At 73.6% G+C, this 17,275-nt stretch carries 17 protein-coding genes and 1 pseudogene; 14 read left to right on the forward strand and 4 right to left on the reverse strand.

Annotated elements, in window-relative coordinates; all coding sequences use genetic code 11:
* Positions 1 to 28 precede the first annotated feature (28 nt).
* A complete protein-coding gene (locus ACH4LD_RS30270) occupies positions 29 to 1,180 on the forward strand; it encodes an NADH-quinone oxidoreductase subunit D (RefSeq protein ID WP_398054609.1) in 1,152 nt (383 codons plus the stop codon).
* 34 nt (positions 1,181 to 1,214) lie between these two features.
* On the opposite strand, the gene ACH4LD_RS30275 is transcribed toward ACH4LD_RS30270, so the two are convergent.
* Positions 1,215 to 2,411, reverse strand: a complete 1,197-nt coding sequence (locus ACH4LD_RS30275) for an SAM-dependent methyltransferase (RefSeq protein ID WP_398054608.1) — start codon at positions 2,409 to 2,411, stop codon at positions 1,215 to 1,217.
* Positions 2,412 to 2,529: 118 nt separating this feature from the next.
* On the opposite strand from ACH4LD_RS30275, the gene ACH4LD_RS30280 reads away from it, so the two are divergent.
* Positions 2,530 to 3,735, forward strand: coding sequence for a sensor histidine kinase (locus ACH4LD_RS30280; protein ID WP_398054607.1), 1,206 nt, complete (start codon positions 2,530 to 2,532; stop codon positions 3,733 to 3,735).
* 31 nt (positions 3,736 to 3,766) lie between these two features.
* On the forward strand, positions 3,767 to 4,438 hold the full coding sequence (locus ACH4LD_RS30285; RefSeq protein ID WP_398054606.1) for a response regulator: 672 nt from the start codon (positions 3,767 to 3,769) through the stop codon (positions 4,436 to 4,438).
* An 89-nt stretch (positions 4,439 to 4,527) separates the two neighbouring features.
* Here ACH4LD_RS30285 and ACH4LD_RS30290 read toward each other — a convergent pair whose 3' ends face one another.
* The gene (locus ACH4LD_RS30290; protein ID WP_398054605.1) at positions 4,528 to 5,631 is read right to left on the reverse strand and encodes a DUF5937 family protein; all 1,104 of its coding nucleotides are present in this window, start codon (positions 5,629 to 5,631) and stop codon (positions 4,528 to 4,530) included.
* 161 nt (positions 5,632 to 5,792) lie between these two features.
* Between ACH4LD_RS30290 and ACH4LD_RS30295 the strand changes: the two genes are divergently transcribed.
* The gene (locus tag ACH4LD_RS30295) at positions 5,793 to 6,020 is read left to right on the forward strand and encodes a hypothetical protein (RefSeq protein ID WP_398054973.1); all 228 of its coding nucleotides are present in this window, start codon (positions 5,793 to 5,795) and stop codon (positions 6,018 to 6,020) included.
* Between the two features lie 9 nt (positions 6,021 to 6,029).
* On the opposite strand, the pseudogene ACH4LD_RS30300 reads toward ACH4LD_RS30295, so the two are convergent.
* Positions 6,030 to 7,193, reverse strand: a pseudogene (locus ACH4LD_RS30300) (threonine aldolase family protein); the annotation flags it as partial.
* Positions 7,194 to 7,415: 222 nt separating this feature from the next.
* Between ACH4LD_RS30300 and ACH4LD_RS30305 the strand changes: the two are divergent.
* The 10 genes from ACH4LD_RS30305 (at position 7,416) to ACH4LD_RS30350 (ending at position 16,272) form a co-directional block, all read left to right on the forward strand.
* Positions 7,416 to 8,486, forward strand: a complete 1,071-nt coding sequence (locus ACH4LD_RS30305; protein WP_398054604.1) for a DUF2520 domain-containing protein — start codon at positions 7,416 to 7,418, stop codon at positions 8,484 to 8,486.
* On the forward strand, positions 8,483 to 9,475 hold the full coding sequence (panC, locus tag ACH4LD_RS30310) for a pantoate--beta-alanine ligase (RefSeq protein WP_398054603.1): 993 nt from the start codon (positions 8,483 to 8,485) through the stop codon (positions 9,473 to 9,475). Before ACH4LD_RS30305 ends, panC begins: the two co-directional genes overlap by 4 nt.
* Complete coding sequence (locus tag ACH4LD_RS30315; protein ID WP_398054602.1) at positions 9,472 to 11,169, forward strand: L-aspartate oxidase; 1,698 nt, start codon at positions 9,472 to 9,474, stop codon at positions 11,167 to 11,169. Before panC ends, ACH4LD_RS30315 begins: the two co-directional genes overlap by 4 nt.
* Before the next feature lie 28 nt (positions 11,170 to 11,197).
* Positions 11,198 to 12,175, forward strand: a complete 978-nt coding sequence (gene nadC, locus ACH4LD_RS30320) for a carboxylating nicotinate-nucleotide diphosphorylase (RefSeq protein ID WP_132789947.1) — start codon at positions 11,198 to 11,200, stop codon at positions 12,173 to 12,175.
* Positions 12,176 to 12,180: 5 nt separating this feature from the next.
* Positions 12,181 to 12,978, forward strand: a complete 798-nt coding sequence (locus ACH4LD_RS30325) for a type III pantothenate kinase (RefSeq protein WP_014674138.1) — start codon at positions 12,181 to 12,183, stop codon at positions 12,976 to 12,978.
* Positions 12,979 to 13,605: 627 nt separating this feature from the next.
* A complete protein-coding gene (locus ACH4LD_RS30330; protein ID WP_398054972.1) occupies positions 13,606 to 14,274 on the forward strand; it encodes a hypothetical protein in 669 nt (222 codons plus the stop codon).
* A 47-nt stretch (positions 14,275 to 14,321) separates the two neighbouring features.
* A complete protein-coding gene (locus ACH4LD_RS30335; protein WP_132789944.1) occupies positions 14,322 to 14,501 on the forward strand; it encodes a hypothetical protein in 180 nt (59 codons plus the stop codon).
* Between the two features lie 266 nt (positions 14,502 to 14,767).
* Positions 14,768 to 15,190: a BlaI/MecI/CopY family transcriptional regulator gene (locus tag ACH4LD_RS30340; protein WP_398054601.1), complete on the forward strand. Its 423-nt coding sequence runs from the start codon at positions 14,768 to 14,770 to the stop codon at positions 15,188 to 15,190.
* Positions 15,191 to 15,199: 9 nt separating this feature from the next.
* Positions 15,200 to 15,733: an amino-acid N-acetyltransferase gene (locus ACH4LD_RS30345; RefSeq protein WP_103817334.1), complete on the forward strand. Its 534-nt coding sequence runs from the start codon at positions 15,200 to 15,202 to the stop codon at positions 15,731 to 15,733.
* Positions 15,734 to 15,936: 203 nt separating this feature from the next.
* Entirely contained in the window at positions 15,937 to 16,272 is a 336-nt protein-coding gene (locus ACH4LD_RS30350) for an Lsr2 family protein (protein WP_103817333.1), read from the forward strand.
* On the opposite strand, the gene ACH4LD_RS30355 is transcribed toward ACH4LD_RS30350, so the two are convergent.
* Positions 16,251 to 16,928, reverse strand: coding sequence for an SCO3374 family protein (locus ACH4LD_RS30355; protein WP_398054600.1), 678 nt, complete (start codon positions 16,926 to 16,928; stop codon positions 16,251 to 16,253). The two genes, ACH4LD_RS30350 and ACH4LD_RS30355, sit on opposite strands and share 22 nt — an antisense overlap.
* Positions 16,929 to 17,275: the final 347 nt, after the last annotated feature.

Genomic DNA, 17,275 nt, shown 5'->3' on the forward strand with positions numbered 1-17,275 from the left:
CCCAGCGTACGTAGGGGAAACTGGGCCCATGACTCCTACGACGGAGACCACGGTCGGTATCGGCGGGGCGGCGGAGAGCACCGACATGGTGCTCAACATCGGGCCCCAGCACCCGTCCACGCACGGTGTGCTGCGGCTCAGGCTCGTGCTGGACGGGGAGCGCATCGTGCGCGCCGAGCCGGTGATCGGCTACATGCACCGGGGTGCGGAGAAGCTCTTCGAGGCGCGCGACTACCGGCAGATCATCGTGCTCGCCAACCGCCACGACTGGCTGTCGGCGTTCTCGAACGAGCTGGGCGTGGTCCTCGCGGTGGAGCGGATGCTCGGCATGGAGGTCCCCGGGCGGGCGGTGTGGACGCGCACGCTGCTCGCCGAGCTGAACCGGGTGCTGAACCACCTGATGTTCCTCGGCTCCTACCCGCTGGAGCTGGGCGGGATCACGCCGGTGTTCTACGCGTTCCGGGAGCGCGAGGTGCTCCAGAACGTGATGGAGGAGGTATCCGGCGGGCGCATGCACTACATGTTCAACCGCGTCGGCGGCCTCAAGGAGGACCTGCCGGCCGGCTGGACCGCACGCGCGCGTGAGGCCGTCGCCGCCGTGCGCTCGCGCATGGACGTCTTCGACGACCTGGTGCTCGGCAACGAGATCTTCCGGGGGCGCACCCGCGGGGTGGGCGTGCTGACCCCGGAGGCGGTGCACGCCTACGGCGTGAGCGGGCCCATCGCGCGCGCCTCGGGCGTCGACTTCGACCTGCGCCGCGACGAGCCGTACCTGGCCTACGGCGATCTCCAGGACGCCCTGGAGGTCGTCACCCGGAGCGAGGGCGACTGCCTCGCCCGGTTCGAGGTGCTGCTGGCGCAGACCCACAACGCGCTGGACCTCGCCGACGCCTGCCTGGACCGGCTCGCCGAGCTGCCGCCCGGGCCGATCAACCAGCGGCTGCCGAAGGTGCTGAAGGCGCCCGAGGGGCACACGTACGCGTGGACCGAGAACCCGCTCGGCATCAACGGCTACTACCTGGTCAGCAAGGGCGACAAGACCCCGTACCGGCTGAAGCTGCGCTCGGCCTCGTACAACAACATCCAGGCGCTGACCGAACTGCTGCCGGGAACGCTGGTGGCGGACATGGTGGCGATCCTGGGGTCGATGTTCTTCGTGGTCGGCGACATCGACAAGTAGCGACAAGCAGTCGGCGACATCGGCGAGCCGGGCTTCACAGCCCGGGCGCGTCCGGCGGGTCCGGCTCCAGGGGGTCCGGGATGCCGACCGGCTGGAGCAGCCAGCCGAAGTCGCCGAGGCCGCCCGGTGCCGTCAGCTCGGCTGCCTCACCGGCGCTCGCGAGGGCGCGCACATAGGCGGCAGGATCCGAGGAGGCGAGCGCGAGCGGGGGGCGTGCGCCGGTGATGCCGAGGGCGCGCAGAGCAGCGCGTTGCGTGAGCAGACGCGCGCCGGGAAGCTCCCGCGCCGTTACGCGGGTCACCTGCGCCGTGTCAGGGGGCGTCTGCGCCGTGTGCAGGGGCGTCTGCGCCGCGTCCGAGGGCGCCGGTGCCGTGCCGGAGGGTGTGTGCGCCGTGCCGGAGGGCGCCTGCGCCGTACGGGCCGCCTCGGCGCACGCGTCCAGGGCCACATGGGCCGTGATGTCGCAGGAACCGTCCGGGACGGGTGCCGTCTCCCGGCCCTCGCGGAAGCCGGTGAGGGTGCCGAACGGGGGGCGCGCGTCCACCGTGTGCGCGTAGTCCACGGCCACCGCGAGCCCTCGCGCCACCCGGTCCACGGCCGACGCCCAGGCGCGGTCCCGGGGCAGCCCGATCTCCGCCCGCAGCCCCTGCTCGGCCGGCAGCGGCCACCAGCGCGCGAGCCAGTCGGCCGGCGCGCCCGTCACGGGCTCCCCGAGCCGCTCGGAGCCGTCCCGCGCGACGAGCACCAGCCGGGGCACGCCCGCGCGGTCCACCTCCACGACGTCCACGGGCACGTTGTCCAGCCACTCGTTGGCGAACAGCAGCCCGGTGACCGCGCCCGGGAGTTCGCTCAGCCAGGTGATCCGTTCGTCCAGACCGGCCGGCCGGTCGGCGATCTCGACGGCGAACGCACGCACGCGTGCGGCCACGTCGGCCGGCAGGGCGGCGAGCACCCCGCCGACCAGCTCCCCCCGCCCGGCGCCCATGTCGACGAAGTCCAGCACCGGGGGCCGCCCGAGCGCCGCGTCGACCCGGCACAGCAGCCGGGCCACGGCCCGCGCGAACAGCGGGGAGGCGTGCACCGACGTGCGGAAGTGGCCCGCCGGGCCCTCCGAGCGCCGGTAGAAACCGCCGGGCCCGTACAGGGCCGCCCCGGCCGCCACGCGCCAGCCGCGCGGGGCGCGATCCGTGCCGTTCCGGCGGGAGTCCTCCGCCGTCGTCCCATCCGTCACCGCACCAGACTAGGCACACCGGTGATCACGGCATCCACCTTGGGGAGTACGCGCGCCGGGCGCGGATCGGCCCTTCGGTTGACCCCTGCACGCATCTGGTTTCCCTACTCTGGGTTACGTGCAGCGCCTCTATGACTTCCTCCGCCGCCACCCGACCTGGGTCGACTCCTTCTGGGCCGTCGTCCTGCTCGGGCTGTCCGCGCTGAGCGTGGTCAATCTCGACGGGGTGCGAGGCCACCACGGGACGATCCCCGGCGGGATGGCCGTGTCCACCGTCCTGTGCGTGGTCGTGGCGCTGCGCCGCCGCTTCCCGGAGCCGATGCTGCTGCTCGCCCTCGTGACCGGGCTGGTGCAGCTGATCCTGGACATCGAGACGACCGTCGCCGACTTCGCCATGCTGGTGATCACCTACACGGTCGCGACGGTCGGCGCGCGCTGGACCTCCCGGCTGGCGCTCGCCGTCAGCCTCTGCGCGGCGAGCGTGGCCCAGATCCGCTGGCCGGCCGAGGACACCGGCTTCCTCGGACAGGCCGCCATAGCGGTCTTCCAGACGGTGCCCTTCGCCCTCGCCTGGGTCCTCGGCGACTCCATGCGCACCCGGCGGGCCTACTTCGCCCAGCTGGAGGAGCGCGCGGCCCGCCTGGAGAAGGAGCGCGAGGCGCAGGCGAAGGTCGCGGTCGCCGCCGAGCGCGCCCGGATCGCGCGCGAGCTGCACGACGTCGTCGCGCACAACGTGTCGGTGATGGTGGTGCAGGCCGACGGTGCCGCCTACGTCATGGACGTCGCGCCCGACCAGGCGAGGAAGGCCCTGGAGACGATCTCCTCCACCGGCCGTCAGGCCCTGGCCGAGATGCGCCGCCTGCTGGGTGTCCTGCGCACCGGCGAGCACCAGGAGAGCGGGGAGTACGTCCCGCAGCCCGACGTGGAGCAGATCGACGACCTCATCGAGCAGTGCCGCAGCTCCGGCCTGCCGGTCGACTTCAAGGTGGAGGGCACCCCGCGGCCGCTGCCCAGCGGCGTGGAGCTGACCGCGTACCGGATCGTGCAGGAGGCGCTCACGAACACCCGCAAGCACGGCGGGCCCGACGCGGGTGCGAGCGTCCGCCTGGTCTACTTCGACGACGGTCTCGGCCTGCTGGTCGAGGACGACGGCAAGGGCGCCCCGCACGAGCTGTACGAGGAGGGCGGCGCCGACGGGCAGGGCCACGGCCTGATCGGCATGCGGGAGCGCGTCGGCATGGTCGGCGGCACCCTGGACGCCGGGCCGCGCCCCGGCGGAGGATTCCGCATCAGCGCCCTGCTGCCCCTCAAACCGGCGCACTGACCGCCCCATGATCCCGAACGGAAGAGGCCCGATGACGATCCGCGTGATGCTCGTCGACGACCAGGTGCTGCTGCGCACCGGGTTCCGGATGGTGCTCGCCGCCCAGCCGGACATGGAGGTCGTCGCGGAGGCGGGCGACGGCGTCGAAGCCCTCCAGGTGCTGCGGTCCACCGCCGTCGACGTCGTCCTCATGGACGTCCGGATGCCGAAGCTGGACGGTGTGGAGGCCACGCGGCGGATCTGCGCGGAGCCGGACGCCCCCAAGGTCCTCATCCTGACCACGTTCGACCTGGACGAGTACGCCTTCTCCGGGCTGAAGGCGGGCGCCTCCGGCTTCATGCTCAAGGACGTCCCGCCCGGTGATCTCCTCGCCGCCATCCGTGCCGTGCACAGCGGCGACGCGGTCGTGGCACCCTCCACCACCCGGCGGCTGCTGGACCGGTTCGCGCCGATGCTGCCCTCCGTCGGCAAGGAGCCCCGGCACAAGGAGCTGGAACGGCTCACGGAGCGGGAGCGCGAGGTCATGGTGCTGGTCGCGCAGGGCCTGTCCAACGGCGAGATCGCGGCCCGGCTGGTGCTGAGCGAGGCGACCGTGAAGACCCATGTGGGCCGCATCCTGACCAAGCTCGGGCTGCGCGACCGGGTGCAGGTGGTCGTGCTGGCGTACGAGACGGGACTGGTGCGCGCCGGCGGCCACGGCTGACGCCGGCGGCCCGGGCCCGCTTCCTGGGCGCGGGCCGCGGGGCCGGCCCCGTTTCCTCGGCGAGGGCCGCCGGCCCGGGGTCCGCTGACTCAGCGCAGGACGCCCTCGATGAAGTCGCTGCCGAGCCGGGCCACCGCGGACAGGACCAGCTGATGCTGGACGTACCGGCCGCGGCGGCAGTCGGTGATCAGGCCCGCCTTCTTCAGCACCGTCAGGTGCCGGGATATCTCGGGTGCCGACATGCCGTGCGCGTCGGCCAGTTCGCTCGTGGTGTGCGGGGCGCGCGCCAGGTGCCGGCACAGCCGCATCCGCACCGGGTGGGCCAGGGCCTCCAGCCGGCGCGTGAGCTGTTCCACGGAGGGCGCCTGCGGCCGGGGACCGCTCGCGGGGTAGGTGATCGAGGGCTGCCAGCCGTACCGGTTCAGGACCATCACGTGCGGCCAGCCGAGGCTGGTCGGCACCAGCACCAGGCCGCCGTCGCCGGTGGCGGTGCGGCCCACCAGCAGCTTGTCGACCGTGACGAGCCCGGCCTCCTCGTCCAGCGAGACGGCTCCGGACAGGGACGCGAGGGCCTCGCCGAGTCCTTTGCGGCGCAGCAGCTCGGTCTTGTGCCGGGCGTCGGCGGCGAGCTGGGGCTGGATGCGGGCCCAGGTGTCGGCGAAGAAGGCGTCGTCGCAGTCGAGCATCAGCTGGCGGAACCAGGCGCGCACGGCGGGCGGGTCGGTGAGCAGACGGCGCGTGAACCGCTCCTGCACGGCGCCGCGCGCGGCGGCCAGTTCCAGGGAGCGGCGGCGCAGCTCCGGGTCGTCGAGCGGGCCGGGCTCCTGGACGTCGTGGCGGAGCTGGCAGGTGAACTCCAGGGCGGCGTTGACGAACTGGGCGTCCGTCAGTTTGTCCAGCTGGTCCAGCTCCTCGGCGAGCGTCGCGCCGGGAAGGCCGCGGCCGCCCGGGAGGCCGGCGAACGGGGCGAAGACGTCCGAGAACGTCGTGTGCCACAGGAAGTCCGCCTCGCACAGCCGGTCGGCCAGGCAGGGCTCCAGCCGGGAGGAGACGGCGGCCACCCAGCCCCGCAGCTCCGGGTGGTGCCCGGGCTCCCTCAGCGCGTGCAGCGCCATCCCCAGCTCCGCCAGCGGAGAGGGCACGACGGAGACCCTCTCCAGGGGCAGTCCGGTGATGTCGATGGTCACGCTCATGCCCCCATGGTGCACCGGGCCACTGACAGTGCCCCCGTGGATTGACGGCAGCCGTCAATCCACGGGACATCCGCGCCGGTCAGGGGCAGCGTTGAGGACACCGGGGCAGCCGCGGAGCCCGATCAGTCACCGATCACCACGTCCCGAGAAGGCGATCAGCCATGAGCATCACCCAGCAGTACCTCCTCGACAGCTACCGCGCCCGCCTGCACGGCGAGCCCGAGCCGCCCGCGCCGGGCCTCCGCGACCTCGGCCTCCTGCGCGAGCTGCGCGACCACCGGCGCTTCCGCGCGGTCATCGCCGGACGCCCGGCGCGCGGGCGGCTCCGGCGCAGCCTGACCCGCCGACTGCGCGCCCTGACCCGCCGACCGCGCCCCCGCGCCCTCTAGCCAGGCCCCGCCGGGCAGGCGGTCCACGAAGTCCCGTACGGCCGTGCGGACGTCGTCCGCCGTCCACTCCAGCCCCGCGGCCTGGACGCCGACCTCCGTGAACGCGAGGCCAGGGCCGCCGGCGTTCCAGACGTTCGCGAAGAGCATCACCGAGGTCTCCTCGGCCTGGCGGAGGGCCGCCTCGGCGGCCACCTCCGGCTCGTACGGCAGCCAGACCTGGAACTGGTGGGTGTGCGGCACCTCCGGGTGGACGCGGGCCCAGGGCACCCCGGCCGCCGCGAAGCCCTCGCGCAGCGCGGCGGCCACCACGCGCGCGTGCCGCACGTACTCGGGCAGCCGGGGCACTTCGCGGTCCAGGCCGACGAGCGCGGACAGGACGGTCGGGAACTGCTGGAAGAGCATGCCGCCGTACCGGTGCCGCCAGGTCTTCGCCTCCTCCACCAGCGTCCTCGGACCGGCGAGCGCGGCGCCGCCGAAGCCGCCGACGGACTTGTAGAACGACACGTAGACGCTGTCGGCGAGGCCGGCGATCTCCGCCAGGGGACGCCCGAAGTGCTCGGTGCACTCCCACAGGCGCGCGCCGTCGAAGTGCACCACCGCGTCGCGCTCCCGCGCCGCCTCGACGGCCCCGGTCAGCTCCTCCCAGGTGGGCAGCACGAAGCCGGCGTCCCGCAGGGGCAGCTCCAGCATCAGCGCCCCGAAGGGCTCTTCGAGTTCTCGTATCTCGGCCGCCGTGGGCAGTCGGCGCTCCCCGCCCACCCTGACCGGACGCAACCCGCTGACCTGGCTGAACGCCTGCCGTTCATGCACCTCCGGGTGGGCCAGCGGGTGCAGCGCCACCGCCGGGTTGCCGGTGCGGGCCGCCCAGCAGCGCAGGGCCACCTGCTGGGCCATGGTGCCCGTGGGGAAGAACGCGGCGGCCTCGGTGCCGAGCAGCGCGGCCACCCGCTCCTCCAGGGTGGCCACGATCCGGTCGCCGTAGACGTCGGCGGGCTCGTCCAGGTCGTACACCTCGGCGCCCGCTTCCCGGAGCAGCGCGAGCCGTTCGCGGATCGAGTCCCGGGCGGTCGTGTGCGCGAGGATGCGCCGCGCCCCCCGCTGGGCGGCCCTGCGCCGCTCCCGCGAGCGTTCCTCCGCCGATCGTTCGTCGTCCTGCTCAGCCACATCAGTCATGCCGTGGATGATGCCCCGCACGGCCCTCGCGCGGCAGCCGGGTTTTCCGGCGGGACCCGGCAGCCGCGCGGCAGCCGGGTTTTTCCGGTGAGGAAGGGCCGGGGGGGACGTGGTGAAACCCACAGCCTGTGGACAACCGGCCGCCGCCCCACCCGATAGCGTTAACATGACGAGAAATCGTCCGGTACCCAGAGCGGACTGGAACGGGAAGGCCGCCGTCGCGTGAGTACAGTCCACCAACCAGACCTCAAGGACCGCCCCGCGCGGCTCACCGTCGGCGTCGTCGGCGCCGGTCGCGTGGGCCCCGCGCTGGCCGCGTCCCTCCAGCTCGCCGGGCACCGCCCGGTGGCCGTCTCCGGAGTCTCCGACGCCTCCCGCAGGCGTGCCGAGGCCATGCTCCCGGACGTCCCGCTGGTGCCGCCCGCCGAGGTGCTCCAGCGCGCCGACCTGGTGCTGCTCACGGTCCCCGACGACGTCCTGCCCGGCCTGGTCGCCGGCCTCGCCGAGACCGGCGCGGTACGCCCCGGACAACTGCTCGTGCACACCTCCGGCCGGTACGGCGCGAAGGTGCTCGACCCGGCCCTGCGCGCGGGCGCGCTGCCGCTGGCCCTGCACCCCGCGATGACCTTCACCGGCACGCCGGTCGACGTCCAGCGGCTCGCGGGCTGCTCCTTCGGCGTCACCGCGCCCGAGGAGCTGCGGCTGGCCGCCGAGGCGCTGGTGATCGAGATGGGCGGCGAACCGGAGTGGATCAGCGAGCAGAACCGCCCGCTGTACCACGCGGCCCTCGCGCTCGGCGCCAACCACCTGGTGACCCTTGTGGCCCAGTCCATGGAACTGCTGCGCACCGCCGGTGTGGCGGCGCCCGACCGGATGCTCGGCCCGCTGCTCGGAGCCGCCCTGGACAACGCCCTGCGCTCCGGCGACGCCGCCCTGACCGGACCGGTCGCGCGCGGGGACGCCGGTACGGTCGCCGCGCACGTCACCGAGCTGCGCAGGCACGCCCCGCAGACCGTGGCGGGCTACCTGGCGATGGCCCGCGCGACCGCCGACCGCGCGCTCGCCCACGGCCTGCTGAAGCCGGAACTCGCCGAGGACCTCCTCGGGGTACTCGCCGACGCAGGCCACGCGAGCCGGGAAGGGCACGCGAGCCAGGGAGGCGAGGGAACCGACGGCACGAACGGCTCCGACGGCACGAACGGCTCCGAAGGCACGACCGGCTCCGACGGCACGAACGCCGACGGCACGAACGGCTCCGACGGCACCACCGGCAGCGAGGGGAACGACCGATGAGCACGGCCCTGCTGAGCACCGCCGACGAGCTGCACGCGCGTGTGCGCCACGGCCGTCGCGCCGTCGTGATGACCATGGGCGCCCTGCACGAGGGCCACGCGACCCTCATCCGCGCCGCGCGGGAGGCCGTCGCCCCCGACGGCGAGGTCGTCGTCACGGTCTTCGTCAACCCGTTGCAGTTCGGCGCGGGCGAGGACCTGGACCGCTACCCGCGCACCCTGGACGCCGATCTCAAGCTCGCCGAGCAGGCGGGCGCGGACGCCGTGTTCGCGCCCTCCGTGGACGAGGTCTACCCGGGCGGCGAACCCCAGGTGCGCGTCTCCGCGGGCCCCATGGGCGAGCGCCTGGAGGGTGCCTCGCGCCCCGGGCACTTCGACGGGATGCTCACCGTCGTCGCCAAGCTGCTGCACCTCACCCGCCCCGACGTCGCCCTGTTCGGCCAGAAGGACGCCCAGCAGCTCGCCCTGATCCGGCGCATGGTGCGGGACCTCAACTTCGGCGTCGAGATCGTCGCCGTTCCGACCGTGCGCGAGGAGGACGGGCTCGCCCTGTCCAGCCGCAACCGCTACCTCTCGCCGGACGAGCGCCGTACCGCCCTCGCGCTGTCCCGCGCGCTGTTCGCCGGCCGGGACCGGCACGCGGCACAGGAGGCGCTGCGCGCGCGGGCCCGGGAAGTGCCCTCCACGCACGCGCGTGCCGAGGCGCTGAGCGCCATAGGGGAGTCCCGCGCGGCGGCCGACGCGCACGCGGTGGCCACCGCCGCGCCCGGCGGCCCGGCGGCCGTCCGCGCCGCCGCCCGCCAGGTCCTGGACGAGGCCGCCCGCTTCGACCCGCCCCTCCGGCTGGACTACCTGGCGCTGGTCGACCCCGCCGACTTCACCGAGGTCGGCGACGACTTCACCGGCGAGGCCGTCCTCGCCGTCGCCGCCCGGGTCGGCACGACCCGGCTGATCGACAATCTTCCTCTCACCTTCGGAGCCGCCTCGTGACCAGCACAGGCATACGACTGCACGCGCCCGCCCCCGGGTGGAGCATCTCCGCGGACGTGGTCGTCGTCGGCTCCGGCGTGGCCGGCCTGACCGCGGCGCTGCGCTGCGAGGCCGCCGGGCTCACCACGGTCGTCGTCACCAAGGCCCGCCTGGACGACGGCTCCACGCGCTGGGCGCAGGGCGGCATCGCCGCGGCCCTCGGCGAGGGCGACACCCCCGAGCAGCACCTGGAGGACACCCTGGTGGCCGGCGCGGGCCTGTGCGACGAGGAGGCCGTGCGCATCCTCGTCACCGAGGGCCCCGACGCCGTCCGGCGGCTGATCTCCACCGGTGCCCACTTCGACACCGACGACGAGGGCGACATCCACCTCACCCGCGAGGGCGGCCACCACCGGCGCCGGATCGCGCACGCGGGCGGCGACGCCACCGGCGCGGAGGTCTCCCGGGCGCTCGTGGAGGCCGTACGCGCGCGCGGGCTGCGCACCATCGAGAACGCGCTGGTCCTGGACCTGCTGACGGACGCCGAGGGCCGGACGGCCGGGGTCACCCTGCATGTGATGGGCGAGGGCCAGCACGACGGCGTGGGTGCCGTGCACGCTCCCGCCGTGGTCCTCGCGACCGGCGGCATGGGGCAGGTGTTCTCGGCGACCACCAACCCGTCCGTGTCGACCGGTGACGGCGTGGCGCTGGCGCTGCGCGCGGGCGCCGAGGTCAGCGACCTGGAGTTCGTGCAGTTCCACCCGACTGTGCTGTTCCTCGGCGCGGACGCCGAGGGCCAGCAGCCGCTGGTCTCCGAGGCGGTGCGCGGCGAGGGCGCTCACGTGGTCGACGGGGACGGCGTGCGCTTCATGGTGGGCCAGCACGAACTGGCCGAGCTGGCGCCCCGGGACATCGTCGCCAAGGGCATCACGCGGCGGATGCTGGAGCAGGGCGCCGAGCACATGTACCTCGACGCCCGGCACTTCGGCGCCGCCATGTGGGAGAACCGCTTCCCGACCATCCTGGCCGCCTGCCGCGCCAACGGGATCGACCCGGTCACCGAGCCCATCCCGGTCGCCCCGGCCGCCCACTACGCCTCCGGCGGCGTCCGCACCGACGCGCGGGGGCGCACCACGGTCCCGGGCCTGTACGCGTGCGGCGAGGTCGCCTGCACCGGCGTGCACGGCGCCAACCGGCTCGCCTCCAACTCCCTCCTCGAAGGTCTCGTCTACGCCGAGCGGATCGCCGCCGACATCGCGGCAGCCCGCGCGGCGGACGGCCTGCACGCGCGGGTGCCCGCACCGGTCCCGGACCCCGAGAAGCCGGCCCACCCGCTGCTCACCCCCGAGACCCGGTTCGCCATCCAGCGGACCATGACCGAGGGCGCGGGCGTGCTGCGTTCCGAGGAGTCCCTCGCCAGGGCCGCGGACCGGCTCCAGAAGCTGCACGCCGAGGCCCGGGACGCGCTGGAGGAGAACGGCAAGACCGCCGAGCCCGGCGTGGACACCTGGGAGGCCACGAACCTCCTGTGCGTGGCCCGGGCCCTGGTCGCCGCCGCCCGGCTGCGCGAGGAGACCCGCGGCTGCCACTGGCGCGAGGACCGCGCCGAGCGCGACGACGCGAACTGGCGGCGCCACATCGTCGTACGGCTCAATCCGGACCGGTCGCTGGCCGTACGCACCACCGACACCGCAGACTTCCCCCCTGTCCGGTAACACCAGCGCCCCAGGAGCAGTGACAGACGTGAGCACCGACGACCTTCCCCTCGCCTCGACCGGCGGCTGCGGCGACGGCTGCACCTGCGGCGCCGAGGGCGACGAGGAGTACCTGGAGTGCGGGCTGGACCCCGCGCTCGCCGAACTGCTGGCCGCTGCCGGACTCGACCCGGTCGAGGTCGAGGACATCGCCAACGTCGCCATCCAGGAGGACCTGGACGGCGGTGTGGACGTGACCACCGTGTCGACCATCCCCGAGGACGCGGTGGCCACCGCCGACTTCACCGCGCGCGAGGCGGGGGTCGTGGCCGGCCTCCGGGTCGCCGAGGCCGTGCTCTCCGTGGTCTGCACGGACGAGTTCGAGGTCGAGCGGCACGTCGAGGACGGCGACCGGATCGAGGCCGGGCAGAAGCTGCTGTCGGTCACCACGCGCACGCGTGACCTGCTCACCGCGGAGCGCAGCGCGCTGAACATCCTGTGCCGGCTGTCCGGCATCGCGACCGCCACGCGCGCGTGGGCGGACGCGCTGGAGGGGACCAAGGCGCGCGTGCGGGACACCCGCAAGACGACGCCGGGCCTGCGCTCGCTGGAGAAGTTCGCCGTCCGCTGCGGCGGGGGCGTCAACCACCGCATGTCGCTGTCCGACGCGGCCCTGGTGAAGGACAACCACGTGGTCGCCGCCGGTGGCGTCGCGCAGGCCTTCAAGGCGGTACGGGAGGCCTTCCCGGACGTGCCGATCGAGGTCGAGGTCGACACGCTGCACCAGCTGCGCGAGGTCGTGGACGCGGGCGCCGACCTGATCCTGCTGGACAACTTCACCCCCGGCGAGTGCGAGGAGGCCGTCGGCATCGTCGGCGGGCGGGCGCTGTTGGAGGCCTCCGGGCGGCTGACGCTCGCCAACGCGCGCGCGTACGCGGAGACCGGAGTGGACTTCCTGGCCGTCGGCGCGCTGACCCACTCCTCGCCGATCCTGGACATCGGCCTGGACCTGCGCGAGGCGGAGTAACGGCCATGCTCCTCACGATCGACGTCGGCAACACGCACACCGTCCTCGGGCTGTTCGACGGTGAGGACATCGTCGAGCACTGGCGCATCTCCACGGACGCGCGCCGCACGGCGGACGAGCTGGCGGTGCTGCTCCAGGGCCTGATGGGCATGCACCCGCTGCTCGGCGAGGAACTGGGCGACGGCATCGACGGCATCGCGATCTGCGCGACCGTCCCGTCGGTGCTGCACGAACTGCGCGAGGTCACCCGGCGGTACTACGGCGACGTACCCGCCGTCCTGGTCGAGCCGGGCGTGAAGACGGGCGTGCCGATCCTCACCGACAACCCCAAGGAGGTCGGCGCCGACCGGATCATCAACGCGGTCGCGGCCGTCGACCTGTACGGCGGACCGGCGATCGTCGTGGACTTCGGTACGGCGACGACCTTCGACGCGGTCTCCGCGCGCGGGGAGTACGTCGGCGGGGTGATCGCGCCCGGCATCGAGATCTCCGTGGAGGCGCTCGGCGTCAAGGGGGCGCAGCTGCGGAAGATCGAGGTGGCCCGGCCGCGCAGCGTGATCGGCAAGAACACGGTCGAGGCGATGCAGGCGGGCATCGTGTACGGGTTCGCCGGGCAGGTCGACGGGGTCGTCGGCCGGATGGCCAGGGAGCTCGCCGACGACCCGGACGACGTGACGGTGATCGCCACGGGCGGTCTGGCGCCGATGGTGCTGGGCGAGTCCTCGGTGATCGACGAGCACCAGCCGTGGCTGACCCTGATAGGCCTCCGCCTGGTCTACGAACGCAACGTGTCCCGGCTGTGAGCGAGGCCCGGCGCCCCACCAGGCGCCGGGCCGTCCCGGCGATCCCCCCGGCCCGGCCGACGACGCCCCTGCCCCCACCCTGGTCCGTATCGGCCCCGCCGGGGACTCCACCGCCGCAACGGTGACGCCGCCCCCTCACAGGGGCTCCAGCCGGCCCGCCCAACGGAGGCAAACCCTGGCCGGGTGCTCCAGCAGCCCTGCCCGCGACGCCCCTCGTCCGCGACGCCCCCCGGCCTCCCCGTCGGAGCCCCCGGCCTTGCCGGACGCGCCCCCGGCCCCTCCCGACGCCGCCCGGCCCCCGACGCCCCCGGCCTCCCCCTCGGAGTCCACGGCCTTGCCGGACGCGCCCCGGCCCGCCCCGACGTCCCCACGGCCCCCGACGCCCCCGGCCCCGCCTCGACGTCCCCACGCCCCTCCCAACGCCGCCCGGCCCCTCCGACGTCCCCCCGGCCCCGCCCCCGACGCCCCCCAACCCCGCGTGACGTCGGTGATCGTCGCCGCCCCGGTGGCACCGGATGAGGGAAAGCCAGAGCGACACGCGGGGGAAACAAGATGCGGAATCGTCACTTTTGTCCGATTAGTGGGTAGCGTCGCCGCATGCCCACGCCATACGGATCCCGCGGCGGCATGGCGTTCGGCGTGGAGGAGCTGCGTGTGCTCCGCCGCGCCCTCGCCCTCGCCCTTCACCCCGGCCACGCCTCCGCCGAGGACGTGCAGGACTGTTTCCGGCTCGCCGAGTCGCTCGACGAGGCGATGTGCGAGGGGGCCAGACTGCGTGCCTTCCTGGTGGCCGACCTGGGCCGCTACCGGGCCGCCCTGCCGGGTACCGCCGCCGGCTACCTCACCCTCCTGGAGGAGGCGCTCGGCGCCGGGCACCGGCCGACGCCGGACGATCTCGCCGCGCTCCGGGCGCTGCGCGGCAACCCCGCGGCGGCGGCGTTGCTGGACCGCTGTCAGGAGCTGGCCGAGCAGGACGTACGGGCGCGGTTCGCGCAGGGCGGGCGGAAGGTGCCGGCGCCCGCCGTGCCGCCCGCGAGGACCCGTCTGCTGGCGCTCGCGGGCGGCGCGGGGGAGTCCGGGGCACCGCGGGGCGAAGGTGAGGCCGACACGCCCTCCAGGCCCCCGCAGGAGCCCGCGCGGGAGCCGGGACAGAAGCCGGCGCCCGGCCCCGGGGAGCGGCCGGCCCCGGAACCGGCCGCCCCCAAGCGGCCCATCCCGACGCCCGGAGAGGTCTTCCCGCGCCGCAAACCGACACCCCCGGCGGAGTCCGCCCCGCCCCGGCTCGCCGCGGGTTAGGGACGCCCCGCCCCTTTCGGGCGTTCCGGCATGGCTACTCTGGAGCCATGGACTACGTCGCCGCGCTCGTGCCCCCGGTCGTCATGGCCGTGTTCTTCATCGGTGTGGTCAGGGTGATCGTGAAGACCCAGGGCGGGGCCGCCAAGGCCAAGGAGGACGCGGCCGTCGACGCCGCCCTCGCCCGCGCGGAGGGCGGCCGCAAGGCCTCCGCCGCCGGCGACGCCTGAGCGGACCACGGCGGAGCACACCACATCACCGCAGGTCACAGCCCTTCGGTGCGGCCTCCGGGGCCGCCCGGCGGGCCCACCGGACCTTCCCGGCCGACCCTGGCCGTCCCCCGGCGTACGACTCCCGCGCCCCGGCGCCGCACGAGTCGTACGCCCTTTTTGTTCCCGTTTGCAGCCCTAGCGCACGTCCGGCACGCCATTGCCGGGATCTCCCACTATTGTTCTGAGTTGTGCCTCGCCCATTGGGAGAACTCGAAGACGCGGTCATGACGCGGGTGTGGAAGTGGAACCGCCCGGTGACCGTTCGAGAAGTCCTGGAAGACCTCCAGCGGGAACGCTCCATCGCGTACACCACCGTGATGACCGTTTTGGACAATCTCCATCAGAAGGGCTGGGTGCGCCGTGAGGCCGAAGGGCGGGCCTATCGATATGAGGCCGTGTCGACACGAGCCGCGTACGCGGCCGCCCTCATGAACGACGCCTGGTCGCAGAGTGACAACCCGGCAGCCGCTCTCGTCGCCTTCTTCGGCATGATGAGCGAGGAACAGCGCCAGGCCCTCAGGGACGCCGTACGCATCGTCCAGGGGCCGGAACAAACCCGGGAACCCCCCGAAGCCCGCCGACAGGAACCTGCCGAAGCCCGGCAAGAGGAGAACCCCGGCGCGGCGGAGGGCACCGACGGGCGATAGCGTCCGCTCATGTCAGCAGAGCGTCCCGAAGTCCCCGCAAAAGCCATCACCGTCCGCCGGGCCCGGACCAGCGATGTCCCCGCCGTGCGCCACCTCCTCGACGCCTACGTCCGCGACCGCATCCTGCTCGACAAAGCCACGGTCACGCTTTACGAGGACATCCAGGAGTTCTGGGTCGCCGAACGCGACGACAACGCCGAGGTGGTCGGCTGCGGAGCGCTGCACGTCATGTGGGAGGACCTCGCGGAAGTCCGCACACTGGCGGTGAAGCCCGGCCTCAAGGGCGCCGGCGTCGGTCATCAGTTGCTGGAGAAGTTGCTGCAGACCGCGCGCTGGCTCGGCGTTCGACGCGTTTTCTGCCTGACCTTCGAAGTCGACTTCTTCGGGAAGCACGGCTTCGTGGAGATCGGGGAGACGCCGGTCGACACCGATGTGTACGCGGAGCTGTTGCGTTCCTATGACGAGGGCGTCGCGGAGTTCCTCGGTCTCGAACGAGTGAAGCCGAACACCTTGGGCAACAGCCGGATGCTTCTGCATCTGTGATCGTCATTGCCCCGGTGGCCTATGTCCGAAACGCGCATGTTTCCGGACGGGGGCGGTCCACTGAGTCACTACCGAGGGTTTGTGTTTTTCCGGCAAAAGCGGTTTGCTTTCCGACGTACTGCAGTACTGCATATAACAGGGGCGGCGAAACGGCGGACGCCGCACACCCCTGGCCCTCAACGTTATCGATGAAAGGAAATGCGGTGGCACAGAAGGTTCAGGTCCTTCTTGTCGACGACCTCGACGGCGGCGAGGCGGACGAGACCGTGACGTTCGCGCTGGACGGCAAGACGTACGAGATCGATCTCACGACTGCCAATGCGGACAAGCTGCGCACGCTTCTTGACCCCTATGTGAAGGGCGGGCGTCGTACCGGCGGCCGTTCCTCCGGCGGGCGTGGAAAGGCGCGCGCCGCTACCGGCGGCAACCAGGACACCGCGGCGATCCGCGCCTGGGCGAAGGAGAACGGTTACGAGGTCAACGACCGCGGCCGGGTTCCCGCGTCCATCCGCGAGGCCTACGAGAAGGCCAACGGCTGATCCGGCCGACCGGCGGGATGCCCGGCGCACGCGCGCCGCAGCCGGACCCGGTGACACTGCGCTGCCACCGTGTCCACCAGCCGCACGAGATCGGGGGCGCTCCCCTCGCGCCCCCCGGGGGGCGACGCCGGCACGGCCGGCATGGCGGGCAGCGAGGCCCCGGCCTCACGTTCCGGACCGGGGGGCCGCAACCACACGGCGGCCCCCTGCGTGGACGGCTCGCGCGCAACCCCGGCCCGTACGGGTCCAGACCGTGCGGCGGCGGCCCCCGCGGGCGGCGGCGGGGCCTCCATCGTGCCGCCCGCCCCGAGGGCGCGTAGGTCCAGGGCCACCGCGCCCCACTCCAGCCAGGCCAGCAGACCGGGCAGTTCCTCCGCGCTGCCCGCGGCCACCAACAGCTGCATCCGGTCGCCCCGCAGGGCCACCGGGGAGCCCGGCGCGAGATGCCGGAGCGCCTTCGCGCCCGCCTCGGCCGGTACGTCCAGCACGTCGAACCGCACCCCGGTGCGCAGCCGCAGCGGCTCTCCGGGCACGGTCGGCCACCCCAGATCGTTCTCGTACCAGTGCCGGGCCCGGGCCTCCGGGCCGGCGGGGAGACCGGCTGCCGGGGCGCCCGGATCGACGGACCGGCGGGGAAGGGGGACCGTGGAGGTCATGGGGACCGAGCCAACCATGCCAGGAGCAACCGCCGGACCCCCCTTCGAGTTACGCTGGGTGCCCTGTCGGCTGCGCACAGTGGCGGACGAGGGGGCGCGTGGGGGCCCGGGGAGGCGCAAGGTTGTTCGCCCATAGCGGAGGGAACCGGTGCGCGCCGCATGGAGTGTCAGTCCCTGCGGGTAAGACATGCCTAGTGGGAGGGGGCGACACGCAGGAAAGGCCGTCTCACGTTCGCCATCGGCGTACTGGCGACTGGGGTAACTGTCTGGCCTGCGGGAACATCGTCTCGCACCATCGGGTTGGAGCAGATGTCGGCGTCACGGGTCAGGAGGCCATCCACGGTGTC

The sequence above is a fragment of the Streptomyces sp. NPDC017676 genome (assembly GCF_044329325.1).
Classification (GTDB): Bacteria; Actinomycetota; Actinomycetes; order Streptomycetales; family Streptomycetaceae; genus Streptomyces.